General features: G+C 52.2%; 13 protein-coding genes and 1 riboswitch. Of the genes, 12 read left to right on the top strand and 1 reads right to left on the bottom strand.

Annotated features, from left to right (window positions below; genetic code table 11):
• Positions 1-33 precede the first annotated feature (33 nt).
• The 10 genes from prs (at position 34) to EHN13_RS06805 (ending at position 10,074) form a co-directional block, all read left to right on the top strand.
• Positions 34-981: a ribose-phosphate diphosphokinase gene (gene prs / locus EHN13_RS06850; protein ID WP_001518537.1), complete on the top strand. Its 948-nt coding sequence runs from the start codon at positions 34-36 to the stop codon at positions 979-981.
• Positions 982-1,105: 124 nt separating this feature from the next.
• Complete coding sequence (gene dauA, locus EHN13_RS06845) at positions 1,106-2,785, top strand: C4-dicarboxylic acid transporter DauA (RefSeq protein WP_075551372.1); 1,680 nt, start codon at positions 1,106-1,108, stop codon at positions 2,783-2,785.
• Positions 2,786-2,893: 108 nt separating this feature from the next.
• On the top strand, positions 2,894-3,409 hold the full coding sequence (locus EHN13_RS06840) for a GNAT family N-acetyltransferase (RefSeq protein ID WP_124021103.1): 516 nt from the start codon (positions 2,894-2,896) through the stop codon (positions 3,407-3,409).
• A 242-nt stretch (positions 3,410-3,651) separates the two neighbouring features.
• Positions 3,652-3,881, top strand: a riboswitch (cobalamin riboswitch).
• 211 nt (positions 3,882-4,092) lie between these two features.
• A complete protein-coding gene (locus EHN13_RS06835; protein ID WP_048212574.1) occupies positions 4,093-5,145 on the top strand; it encodes an ABC transporter substrate-binding protein in 1,053 nt (350 codons plus the stop codon).
• A 65-nt stretch (positions 5,146-5,210) separates the two neighbouring features.
• Positions 5,211-6,275, top strand: a complete 1,065-nt coding sequence (locus EHN13_RS06830) for a FecCD family ABC transporter permease (RefSeq protein ID WP_048211455.1) — start codon at positions 5,211-5,213, stop codon at positions 6,273-6,275.
• A complete protein-coding gene (locus tag EHN13_RS06825) occupies positions 6,272-7,051 on the top strand; it encodes an ABC transporter ATP-binding protein (RefSeq protein ID WP_048211454.1) in 780 nt (259 codons plus the stop codon). Before EHN13_RS06830 ends, EHN13_RS06825 begins: the two co-directional genes overlap by 4 nt.
• Before the next feature lie 18 nt (positions 7,052-7,069).
• Positions 7,070-7,510: a pseudoazurin gene (locus tag EHN13_RS06820; RefSeq protein ID WP_048211453.1), complete on the top strand. Its 441-nt coding sequence runs from the start codon at positions 7,070-7,072 to the stop codon at positions 7,508-7,510.
• A gap of 24 nt (positions 7,511-7,534) precedes the next feature.
• The gene (gene petA / locus EHN13_RS06815) at positions 7,535-8,086 is read left to right on the top strand and encodes a ubiquinol-cytochrome c reductase iron-sulfur subunit (protein ID WP_124021102.1); all 552 of its coding nucleotides are present in this window, start codon (positions 7,535-7,537) and stop codon (positions 8,084-8,086) included.
• A 1-nt stretch (position 8,087) separates the two neighbouring features.
• Entirely contained in the window at positions 8,088-9,260 is a 1,173-nt protein-coding gene (locus EHN13_RS06810; protein WP_124021101.1) for a cytochrome b, read from the top strand.
• Between the two features lie 4 nt (positions 9,261-9,264).
• Positions 9,265-10,074, top strand: coding sequence for a cytochrome c1 (locus EHN13_RS06805; protein ID WP_124021100.1), 810 nt, complete (start codon positions 9,265-9,267; stop codon positions 10,072-10,074).
• 46 nt (positions 10,075-10,120) lie between these two features.
• On the opposite strand, the gene ychH is transcribed toward EHN13_RS06805, so the two are convergent.
• Positions 10,121-10,399, bottom strand: coding sequence for a stress-induced protein YchH (gene ychH, locus EHN13_RS06800; protein WP_048211449.1), 279 nt, complete (start codon positions 10,397-10,399; stop codon positions 10,121-10,123).
• Positions 10,400-10,673: 274 nt separating this feature from the next.
• Here ychH and pth point away from each other — a divergent pair, with 274 nt between their 5' ends.
• Together pth and ychF are read left to right on the top strand one after the other, a co-directional pair.
• Positions 10,674-11,258 (top strand): aminoacyl-tRNA hydrolase, encoded by a 585-nt coding sequence (pth, locus tag EHN13_RS06795; protein ID WP_003020814.1) that lies wholly within the window; start codon positions 10,674-10,676, stop codon positions 11,256-11,258.
• Between the two features lie 115 nt (positions 11,259-11,373).
• A complete protein-coding gene (gene ychF / locus EHN13_RS06790; RefSeq protein WP_005122324.1) occupies positions 11,374-12,468 on the top strand; it encodes a redox-regulated ATPase YchF in 1,095 nt (364 codons plus the stop codon).
• Positions 12,469-12,635 lie beyond the last annotated feature (167 nt).

Genomic DNA, 12,635 nt, shown 5'->3' with positions numbered 1-12,635 from the left:
TCCACCAATGGACGCATGCCTGAGGTTCTTCTCGTGCCTGATATGAAGCTTTTTGCTGGTAACGCCACCCCGGAACTAGCACAACGTATTGCCAACCGCCTGTACACTTCACTCGGCGACGCCGCTGTAGGTCGCTTTAGCGACGGCGAAGTCAGCGTACAAATTAATGAAAATGTACGCGGTGGTGATATTTTCATCATCCAGTCCACTTGTGCCCCTACTAACGACAACCTGATGGAATTGGTCGTTATGGTTGATGCGCTGCGCCGTGCTTCCGCAGGCCGTATCACCGCCGTTATCCCTTACTTCGGCTATGCACGTCAGGATCGTCGCGTACGTTCTGCTCGTGTTCCGATTACCGCTAAAGTCGTCGCGGACTTCCTGTCCAGCGTTGGCGTTGACCGCGTCCTCACCGTTGACCTGCATGCTGAACAGATCCAGGGCTTCTTTGATGTGCCGGTTGATAACGTATTCGGTAGCCCGATTCTGTTAGAAGACATGCTGCAGTTGAATCTGGACAACCCGATTGTGGTTTCTCCAGACATCGGTGGCGTCGTGCGTGCCCGCGCTATCGCTAAACTGCTGAACGATACCGATATGGCTATCATCGATAAACGTCGCCCGCGTGCGAACGTTTCTCAGGTGATGCACATCATTGGTGACGTTGCGGGCCGTGACTGCGTGCTGGTTGATGACATGATCGATACCGGCGGTACGCTGTGTAAAGCAGCTGAAGCGCTGAAAGAGCGTGGTGCTAAACGCGTATTTGCTTATGCAACTCACCCGATCTTCTCAGGTAATGCGGCAAACAACCTGCGCAACTCAGTAATTGATGAAGTCGTTGTCTGTGACACCATTCCACTGACCGACGAAATCAAAGCACTGCCAAACGTGCGTACGTTGACTCTGTCGGGTATGCTGGCCGAAGCGATTCGTCGTATCAGCAACGAAGAATCCATCTCTGCTATGTTCGAGCATTAATCGAACCCGGCTCAAAAACCCGCTGCGGCGGGTTTTTTTATCTGTAATATTTATTTGTATGACTTTTGCCTCCTTCACCTGCCATTCAATTGACAGATGATGCGCCCATGGATGAAACATTATTGTGAACAGATTATTTTCCTCACATGTGATGCCTTTCCGCGCCCTCATCGACGCTTGTTGGAAAGAAAAATATACCGTTTCTCGCTTTACCCGCGACCTGATCGCCGGGATAACGGTTGGGATAATTGCCATTCCGCTGGCGATGGCGCTGGCAATCGGTAGTGGCGTTGCACCACAGTACGGCCTGTACACCTCTGCCGTGGCTGGGATTGTTATCGCCCTCACCGGGGGCTCACGCTTTAGCGTATCAGGCCCAACTGCCGCCTTCGTGGTGATTTTGTATCCGGTGTCGCAACAGTTTGGACTGGCAGGTCTGCTGGTCGCCACGCTAATGTCCGGGATATTCCTGATCCTTTTCGGCCTCGCTCGATTTGGCCGCCTGATCGAATACATTCCGGTGTCCGTTACGTTAGGTTTTACCTCGGGTATTGGTATCACCATCGGTACCATGCAGATTAAAGATTTTCTTGGCCTGCAGATGGCTCATGTCCCTGAGCACTACCTGCAGAAGGTCGGCGCGCTGTTTATGGCCCTGCCAACCATCAACGTGGGGGATGCCGCGATTGGCGTGGTCACGCTGGGGATCCTGATTTTCTGGCCGCGTCTGGGGATCCGCCTGCCGGGCCACCTTCCTGCACTGCTGGCAGGCTGTGCGGTGATGGGTATCGTGAACCTGACGGGTGGCCATGTAGCGACCATCGGGTCTCAGTTCCATTACATTCTGGCCGATGGCTCGCAGGGTAACGGTATCCCACAGCTGCTGCCGCAGTTGGTACTGCCATGGGATATGCCAGGGTCCAACTTTACGCTGAGCTGGAGTTCATTACAGGCACTGTTACCCGCAGCTTTTTCGATGGCAATGCTCGGGGCAATCGAATCTCTGCTGTGCGCTGTCGTCCTCGATGGGATGACCGGCACCAAGCATAAGGCCAATAGCGAATTGATTGGTCAGGGTCTGGGCAACATCGTCGCACCGTTCTTTGGCGGTATCACTGCCACGGCGGCAATTGCCCGTTCTGCGGCTAACGTTCGTGCCGGCGCAACGTCGCCAATTTCTGCGGTCATTCACGCGATTCTGGTGATCCTCGCCCTGCTGGTGCTTGCGCCGCTGCTTTCCTGGTTACCGCTGTCGGCGATGGCTGCCCTGCTGCTGATGGTGGCATGGAACATGAGTGAAGCACATAAAGTTGTGGATCTCCTGCGCCACGCGCCAAAAGACGACATCATCGTTATGCTGATGTGTATGTCTTTGACGGTGCTGTTCGATATGGTTATCGCCATCAGCGTCGGTATCGTTCTCGCTTCGCTGCTGTTTATGCGCCGTATTGCACGCATGACGCGTCTGGCGCCGGTCAACGTAGACGTACCAAACGATGTACTGGTACTACGCGTTATTGGCCCGCTTTTCTTTGCCGCAGCAGAGGGACTCTTTACCGATCTCGAATCTCGCCTTGAAGGCAAACGCATTGTGGTGCTGAAGTGGGACGCGGTCCCGGTACTGGATGCCGGTGGTCTGGACGCCTTCCAGCGTTTTGTTAAACGCCTGCCGGAAGGTTGTGAGTTGCGTATCAGTAATCTGGAATTCCAGCCGCTACGCACCATGGCACGCGCGGGTATCCAACCCATCCCCGGCCGTCTGGCGTTCTTCCCGAACCGTGATGCCGCGCTGGCAGATATTTAATCATACGATGTTACCGGCTTGCGCAGGCTTGCCGGTAACACTTCTCTTCTGTAAACGCGTCTGAGTTGCTATTATCCAGTTCCCCTGGTTCTGATGATATCTGCAACGATGAACGCTGATACTACATTTATATTCCGTGAAATAACTGAGGCTGATATTTCGTCCGTTCAGTCGTTTATTATCCACCATTTAAATCTCTATTTTAACGCTAACCGACCAGCACCTGAACCGCATGCAGATGTATTAAATCTGCGCTCACACTACCTCCATCAACCGCGAAATCTGTTGCTCGGCGCATGGAATAACCGACAGCAACTTATCGCTACGCTGGCGGTCTGCCAGTACGATGACCGAATACCGGCACTGCGCGGACGCTATCAATTATCCTCAACCGCGGAAATTTGCCGCTGCTACGTCGCACAGGAATATCGTCGGCAAGGCATAGGCAGCCAACTTGTCCTGCTGGCGGAACAATTTTGCGACCGACAACAATATAAAACACGCTATCTGCACACCCACCATTTTTTACCTGGTGGCTATCAGTTTTGGTTGCGAAATCACTTTACCGTCTTTTTTGATGAAGGTGGCGAACAGCAAATCGTACACATGGAAAAATATCAATAAAAATGTGACGCCGCGCAAATAATTAAATATCACAGTAAATCTCGTTATTAAGCGTGGTCAGCTCGGCAAAGAAAACATTAATTGATCAACATCAAACAATTCTCATTTAGTTTATCGGCATTTGTGTTTTTCACATAATTAATGTCACAAACACCAAAGCAACGAATTGATTTTATTGAATTAAAAACTAAAGTCGGTATCGACCCTACTTATTCAAGCGGTTGACGGGGCTATTCGATACCGATAAAGTCCCCACCGACAGTATTTCAGAATCTATTTATCATTTTGAAACGGAATATGGTGCGGATTATTTTAATCTTATGCCATAGCTGCCCCCGCAACTGTAAGCGGAAACTGAATATCACTGTGTCGTGGATTATCCACGACAGGTCACTGTAAAGAACGCCTTTATGGGAAGGCCGATATTCAGATTGCCGCGAGCCAGGAGACCTGCTGTCAAGGTTGTATACATTGAGTGGACGGGATGGTCCATGGGGTGATTTATTTGACGAATGAATAATATAATTTCTGAACAAATTGGCAACAATATGTTTTATTTTCATATTATCTTGCCCGCAGTTCACGATTAGATGTCATCTATCGTCATGTGCCTGTCCCGAATTTATGGAACGAAATGAACCATGACCAGACGTTCAGATTCTGGCATGAACGGGACAACGCTAATGCACGCAAAAATAACTTCTGCTTATTGCAAACTTTCACTTCTGGCACTGACTGGCGCAGCACTCTTCCTGACCAGCAATATGGCTTCTGCGGCAAAAACAGAATATCCATTAACGATCAAAAACTGTGGTAGGGATATTACGTTTAATCATGCGCCAAAACGCGTGACTACCGTTGGACAAAACAGTACTGAAATCCTCTATTCCCTGGGTCTGGCCGATCGTGTTGTTGGAACATCACTGTGGTTTGGCCCGGTACCTGAACAGTACAAAGCAGCGAATGACAAGATTGCAGTCATTGCGCAAAACATCCCGAGTTTCGAAGGGATTATTGCGAAAAAACCGGATCTGGTGGCCAGTCAGTTTGAATGGCAGATTGGCCCTGCGGGCACAGTTGCCTCTTACGAACAATTTAGCGAATTACACGTTCCGGTTTATACCGCCCCAGCCGATTGTGCCAAAGACAACGAAGACGGCGGCGACGGCGTGCGTAAGAGCATGTTTGATATCGCCATGGTCTATCAGGAAATTGCCGACCTGGCGAAAATTTTTGATGTACAGGACAAAGGCGATGAACTGATTGCCAGCCTGAAAGCACGTGAAGCCGCTGCGAAAGCTAAGATTGCCGGCATGGACAACCACGTATCTGCCGTCTTTTGGTTCTCCAGCGCCGACCTGCAGCTTGACCCCTATGTCGCCGGGAAATTTGGCCCCGCGGCGTGGATAGCGCAATCTCTTGGGGTGAAAAATGTCATTGATTCCGCCGAGGAGTGGCCAACAGTAGGTTGGGAAACCATTGCCAAAGCCAATCCATCGGTCATCGTCCTCGGCGAGATGGGCCGTCGCCGCTTCCCGGCCGATGACTGGAAAGTCAAAATGGAATACCTCACGTCCGATCCTGTTACCCGACTGATCCCGGCAGTGAAAGAAAACCACCTGCCGGTGATCGACGTGCAAACCATGAACGCGGGTATCAGAACCATTGACGGACTGGAAAAACTCGCCGATGCGCTGGTGCAATATGGTCTGGCGCACCCTCAGACGACTCACTAACTCTCGTCGCGCGTTATGCCTTATACGGGCATAGCGCCCTTTCGTATTCCGGGAAGTCGTAAACAATGAGCGAATTACGCAGGACGCGTCATGCCATGAGCCAGCTTGCAGGCAGGACGCTGTTCCACGCGCTGTGGGTCAGCATGGTGATGTGCGGCGTCCTTCTGGCGGGCATTTCAATCGGTGAGACGGTTATCCCGTGGCAGCATGTCAGCCATACGCTGGCAAACCGCTTGTTTGATACACAGTATGCGGTGGATGCGCTTGATGCCGGGATTATCTGGAACTACCGCCTGACCCGCGCGCTGGTTTCCGCCTGTTGCGGAGCCTGTCTGGCGGTTTCAGGCGTGGTTCTCCAGTCGCTGCTGCGCAATGCGCTGGCCGAACCTTACCTGCTGGGTATTTCTGCCGGAGCCTCAACGGGCGCGGTGCTCATCGCCCTGACCGGACTTGGCGCAGGGATCATTTCCATGTCGCTTGGCGCGTTTATTGGCGCGCTGACGGCATTTCTGTTTGTCGCGCTATTGGCGATGGCGGCAAGGGGCAAAAGCGGCTCGGCCACCACGCAAATCATTCTCGCCGGGATTGCCAGTTCGCAGCTGTTCAATGCCATTACCTCGCTCATCATTACGCGCTCAGCCAATGCCGAACAGGCTCGGGGCATCATGTTCTGGCTGCTGGGCAATCTCAGCGGAGTACGCTGGCCGGATGTCGTGCTGGCCATCCCTACTGCGCTGATTGGCATCGTCGTTTGCTTTTGCTACGCCCGCCATCTGGATGCTTTCTCGTTTGGCGCGGAATCAGCGGCATCGTTGGGCATTCCCGTTAAACGCACCCGTGGCGTACTGATTGCCGCCGTAACAGGGATGACGGCCATAATGGTATCAATCGTCGGCGCCATTGGCTTTGTCGGACTGGTCATCCCCCATGCTGCGCGGTTACTGGTGGGAAATCAGCACCATCGCCTATTGCCCGTCAGCGCTCTTATTGGTGCCATTTTCCTTATCGTCGCGGATGTTATTTCACGCACCTTACTTCCAGGACAGGTCTTGCCGATCGGCGTGATTACCGCACTGGTCGGCGCACCTGCATTTGCCATCATTTTGATACGAGGGAATCCGGGGAAATGACCGCTAATCCTGTGGTAAACGCCCAGCATCTGTACTGGGAGGTCAAAGGCAAAGCCATCGTCAATGATGTCTCTTTTCAGGTCTCACGCGGCGAGTTTGTCGGCATTATCGGCCCCAATGGTTCCGGGAAAACGTCGCTGATTTCGCTCCTGGCGGGTTTACTGAAACCGTCTTCCGGGCACGTTACGTTAAACCATCAGGATATTCGACGCTATTCACGCCGCCATCTGGCGCAAAAGGTGGCACTGGTTGAACAACAGGCTGAAACCAGTGAGCGTCTTACCGCCATTCAGGCGGTTTCGCTTGGTCGCACGCCATGGCTGAGCCTGCTGTCGCCGTGGTCGAGGAAAGACGACGATATTGTGCAGACGATGCTGGAGAAAGTCGCTCTACAAAACATGCAGCATCGCTGCTGGCATACCTTCTCCGGCGGAGAGCGTCAACGTCTGCACATCGCCAGAGCACTGGCACAACAGCCGCAGGTACTGCTGATGGATGAGCCGACAAACCATCTTGATATCCAGCATCAGATTGGCCTGCTCAATCTGGTTAAACGTGAAAAACTCACCGTCATCGCCGCCCTACACGACCTGAATCATGCGGCGATGTTCTGCGATCGCATCATGGTGATGAAAGCCGGACAGCTGGCGATGCAGGGGCGTCCTGCCGCCATTTTTACCCGTGAAAATCTTAATAGCTGGTTTGGGATCGACGCGATTGTCGAACACGCCCCCGACGAAGAGAACTGTTTTATCCGTTACCAACGCCCCGCGTAAACACCGAAAGGAACCGCAATGAAATGTGTTAAGCAAAGTTTGCAAATCTTATGCCTGTTAGCCTTCACCTCGACGGCTTTTGCACAAACCTACGAAGTGCTGATGAAAAACCGCGGTACAGGCGGCCCGATGGTTTATGAGCCGGACTATCTGGCGATCCAGCCAGGTGATAGCGTGAAGTTTATCCGCAAACATAAGAGCCACAATGCCGCGTCGATTGCCGAACTCTCTCCCGCCGGATACCCCGGCTTTATCGGCAAAATCGATGAAGAGATTGAAGTGAAATACGACAACGCAGGTTTCTACGGCATCAAATGTTCACCGCACTACGCGCAGGGCATGATCATGCTGATTAAAGTCGGCGACGCCGTTTTACCCGACAGCTACCGCGCGTTCAAAGCCCCTGGTCTTGCCGATAAGCGTTTTCAGGAAATTTATACCCGCATCGATAAACAGTAACGCCGTCACAAAGGGAGAATAACGGTGGTGGACAAAAAAACGCTTAGCGAAACAATCCAAACTCAGCGACGCGATTGCCTGTGCAAGCTGACGAAATTTGTCGGCGCAGCGGGCGTGACTGCCGCCGTCTGGCCACTCATTTCCGCGCTGGGTCCGGATGATAAAACGGTGGCGGAAAATGAACCTGTTGATGTCTCCCTCGCAGGCGTAACAGCAGGCCAGACGGTGAAGCGTATCTGGCAGGGAAAACTGATCCTGATTCGCCACCGCACGGCGGAGGAGATTTCCGCGGCGCGGCAAGCTGATCTGCGTCTACTGGCCGATCCGCAGGCAGATAGCGAGCGGGTGGCAGCGGCACATCCACAGTGGCTGGTTGTACAAGGTTACTGCCCCCACGCGGGTTGTGTACCCAATGCCAACCCCAACGGACAGGGCTGGGTCTGCCCGTGTCATGGTTCCGAGTTTGACACCTCCGGGCGCGTAACACGAGGCCCGGCCACGGCGAATCTGCCCATCCCTGACTTTAGCGTGTCGGCTGACGGCCTGAGTCTGCGTATTGGTACGAAGGATGCCTGAGATGAAATCCGCTTATCCGTCCTCCCCCTGGTATCACCTGCAGTTTCGTCTTCCTGTCCCCCGCTCAGTCGCTGGCGTGTGGATCTTTGCTATTGGTCTCATATTGCTGGTCATGCTCGGCGTGCAAATGCTCTCCGGTATCGTGCTGGCTATGTTCTATGTGCCTACAGCGGGATCCGCTTTTGACTCTATTGTTCATATTCTGCGCGCAGTCAGACACGGTGAGCTGGTGCGCAATCTGCATGCTATTGGCGCGTCGCTTTTTTTCTTCGCCTGTTATCTGCATATTTTCCGGGCAATGTATTACAACGTCTACCGCAAACCCTATCTGAAGATGTGGGCAATCAGCGTGACGCTGTATGTGCTGTTGATGATCACCGCGTTTCTCGGCTATAGCCTGATTTGGGGGCAAAAAAGCTACTGGGCCGCTACGGTCATCACCAGTTTCGCCCGGGCGATACCGTTTATTGGCGATACGCTATATACCTTATTGGTCGGTGGCTATATGCCCGGCACGCCGACATTAGGCCGTTTTTATGTCCTTCACTTTATCATCCCCTTCGCCATTGTCGCGGTTACGGTATGGCACATCCGTACCGTCCAGTCGGCTTTTGCCCACGCGCGGAAGAAAACATTTTCGCCCAAGGAGTCTCAGCGTGTGTTGTTCGATTTTCGCATCACCGAAAACGATGCAATCAAACTCACCCTCTTTTTAATGCTGTTCGCCTGGTTTCTGTTTTTCGCGCCGCACTATCTCAGCAGCGCCGATAACTTTATTCCGGCAGACCCGACACTCACACCGGCTATCGTCGCGCCTGAATGGTATTTCCTGCCTTTCTTCTCCATTCTGCGCTGCTTCCCCAATGAACTGGCAGGCATCACTGCGATGTGCGCTGCGGTACTGATTTTCTATTTTCTCCCGTGGCTGGATACGTCACACGCACGGTTTCGTAATAACAGTCGGCTGGTTAAAGCCATTTTTTGGCTGTGGGTTGCCAATGCGCTCTTTCTGGGTTGGTTGGGCTCAAAAGCATTGGTCGGGCCGGACTTAATTAATGGTTTTAGCGATGACGATGGCTGGACACGCGCGGCGTCTCAGCTTTCAACCGTTATTTATTTTGCATGGTTTCTGCTTGTGCTGCCGTGCCGACGTTTACTGGAACGACAGGACTGACATCATGGCGCGATTTTTACCCACTGCAACTCTGACTCTGGCTCTTTTCTTGAGCAACGCGATTTGCGCACAGCTACCCACCGCGCAGACATGGTCGTTTAGCGGCGTGAACGGTAAACACGATAGCGAACAACTGCGACGCGGGCTGCAGGTCTATGAAGAGAAATGTCGGGCCTGCCACGGTATGAAATATCTCACTTTCAAAACGTTAACTAAAGCTGGAGGGCCGCAACTCAGTGAGGCGGAGGCCAAAACACTGGCCAGCGGCTACGTCTTCGCGACAATTGAAGACGACGGTCAACCCGGCGAACGGGAAGGCAAGCTGAACGATGTTTTCGCGTCACCTTATCTGAATGACCAGGAAGCAAAATACCTTAATAATGGCGCGCTGCCGGTTGACCTGAGCTATATCGTTCGAGCGCGAACCTACGACCGTGAGTTTCCGCGATTTTTACTGGATGCGTTCACCCCCTACACCGAGCAAGGCGCTGATTACGTTTATGCGCTGCTGACCGGGTATGCAACCGATGACCCGGAGATGAAAACCAACCGTTTTTTCCCTGGCGGGATGATTAATATGCCCAAACCGCTGGCTGACAATGACATCACCTGGGCTATGCAAACGCATGCTCCCCAAACGGAAGAACAGTACGCACGAGATGTCACCGCGTTTCTGGCATGGGCCGCTGACCCGCAGCTTGAGAGCAGAAAACATCAGGGAGCGGTCGTTATGGGATATCTGGCGAGTATGCTGGCGCTATTAGCACTGTTACAGCGCATGCGATCCCGCTCGCGCAGCAACGAGAAAAACTAACGACCAGTCAGCGTAACGCTGGCTGGTCTGCAGGTTATGTCAGCACTTAGCTGTGGCGTTGGCTATCATTACGACGGCAGCGTTTGTCGTAATGGCGAACCCACCAGTAGCGGTCACTGATTTGTTCATGTCCGCCGACGCGGGCACCCGCCAGCCAGAGGACGCCACCAACAAAAATACTGAGCACGGCACCATGTGCAAAAAACTGTGGCAGATTAAATTGCGGTAACTGGTTTAAAATGGAGTAACCAACACCACCAACCATCACCACCAACCCTAAAGCCATGAGCACGTTACCGAGTAACGAAGCGTTTTTGCGTTTCATGTGTCACCTCCGGAACTTTGGGTTGTTACAGGGAATACCCCTAATCCTTATGTGTAAAGTATAGACAACACTGCCATTCGCAAGTGCGCCTGTGATCACAAATACAAACACCAACGCAACAAAACTTTACAAATAAGCTACTGAACACCCTCAATTTCCAATAGTCCACTTCTGCAATTATTCAGTTTTCGGTGCGACCCACCCAGTTTTTTGTCAAGCGCGTCGGCAAACAGTAAACTACACGCCGGTTATAGACACACTCAGGACAAATTACGTGGCGATTAAATTGATTGTCGGCCTGGCGAATCCCGGCGCAGAGTATGCGGCAACGCGACATAATGCAGGCGCGTGGTACGTCGATTTACTGGCAGAGAGACTCCGTGCCCCCCTGCGCGATGAGCCGAAATTCTTCGGTTACACCTCCAGAGTCACGCTTGAAGGTGAAGATGTCCGCCTGCTGGTACCGACCACATTTATGAATCTGAGCGGCAAAGCCGTTGGCGCAATGGCCAGCTTTTATCGCATTAACCCTGATGAAATTCTGGTCGCCCACGATGAATTAGATCTGCCGCCCGGCGTCGCCAAATTTAAGCTCGGCGGCGGTCATGGCGGACATAACGGCCTGAAAGACATCATCAGCAAGTTAGGCAATAACCCTAACTTTCATCGTTTACGCGTTGGAATCGGCCATCCGGGCGATAAAAATAAAGTTGTCGGTTTTGTTTTAGGCAAACCGCCTGTTTCAGAACAGAAGTTAATTGATGAAGCCATTGACGAAGCGGCACGTTGTACCGAGATTTTATTCAAAGATGGACTAACCAAAGCAACGAGCCGGTTACACACCTTTAAAGCGCAATAAGCAGCGATGTGCGGCATTTTTCTCGCGTGCTGTGTATAATAGGCAAAGTTATTTACATTTCTACAATCTGTTTTCCATAACAGGTTGAATATCAAAAGATTAAGGTGATTTAAACATGGGATTCAAATGCGGTATCGTCGGTTTGCCAAACGTAGGCAAATCCACCCTGTTCAACGCGCTCACAAAAGCGGGTATTGAAGCGGCAAACTTCCCGTTCTGTACTATCGAGCCGAACACGGGTGTTGTCCCGATGCCCGATCCTCGTCTGGATCAACTGGCCGAAATCGTCAAACCGCAGCGTATCCTGCCCACCACAATGGAATTTGTGGATATCGCGGGTCTGGTAAAAGGCGCATCCAAAGGTGAAGGCCTGGGTAACCAGTTCCTGACCAACATTCGTGAAACCGAAGCTATCGGTCACGTTGTTCGCTGCTTCGAAAACGACAACATTATCCACGTGAACAATAAAGTGGATCCGGCTGACGATATCGACGTTATCAACACCGAACTGGCACTGTCCGATCTCGACACCTGCGAGCGTGCTATCCACCGTGTACAGAAGAAAGCCAAAGGCGGTGATAAAGACGCTAAAGCTGAACTGGCTGCACTGGAAAAATGCCTGCCGCAGTTGGAAAACGCCGGTATGCTGCGAGCGCTGAAAAACCTGACTGATGAAGACAAAGCAGCCATCAAATACCTGAGCTTCCTGACGCTGAAGCCAACCATGTATATCGCCAACGTGAACGAAGACGGTTTTGAAAACAATCCGTACCTCGATAAAGTTCGCGAAATCGCCGACGCTGAAGGGTCTGTCGTGGTTGCCGTTTGTGCCGCTGTTGAAGCTGACATCGCTGAACTCGACGATGCTGATCGTGACGAATTTATGGCTGAACTGGGTCTGGAAGAGCCGGGCCTGAACCGCGTTATCCGCGCAGGCTACGAACTGCTGAACCTGCAGACCTACTTCACCGCGGGTGTGAAAGAAGTCCGTGCATGGACCATCCCTGTCGGCGCAACGGCCCCGCAGGCAGCTGGTAAGATCCACACCGACTTCGAGAAAGGCTTTATCCGCGCACAAACCATCGCGTTTGAAGACTTCATCACCTATAAAGGTGAGCAAGGCGCGAAAGAAGCCGGCAAGATGCGTGCAGAAGGTAAAGATTACATCGTTAAAGATGGCGATGTGATGAACTTCCTGTTCAACGTTTAAGTTGCTTCTGCTGTCTGATCAGGCTTTCCGGAGCTTTATCAGATCAATGAACGCGAAAAAAATCCACGCAGCTGCGTGGATTTTTGTTTTCATAGCGACCGTGTCAGCACCTTAGAAACGCAGCTAAAATTGAGCACGCTGGTAAGTGCAATTGTAAGCACACCTGT

The sequence above is a fragment of the Citrobacter youngae genome (assembly GCF_003818115.1).
Taxonomy (GTDB): domain Bacteria; phylum Pseudomonadota; class Gammaproteobacteria; order Enterobacterales; family Enterobacteriaceae; genus Citrobacter; species Citrobacter youngae.
Note: the sequence above shows the minus strand (reverse complement) of the source record. Positions and strands in the feature narration are given on the sequence as shown.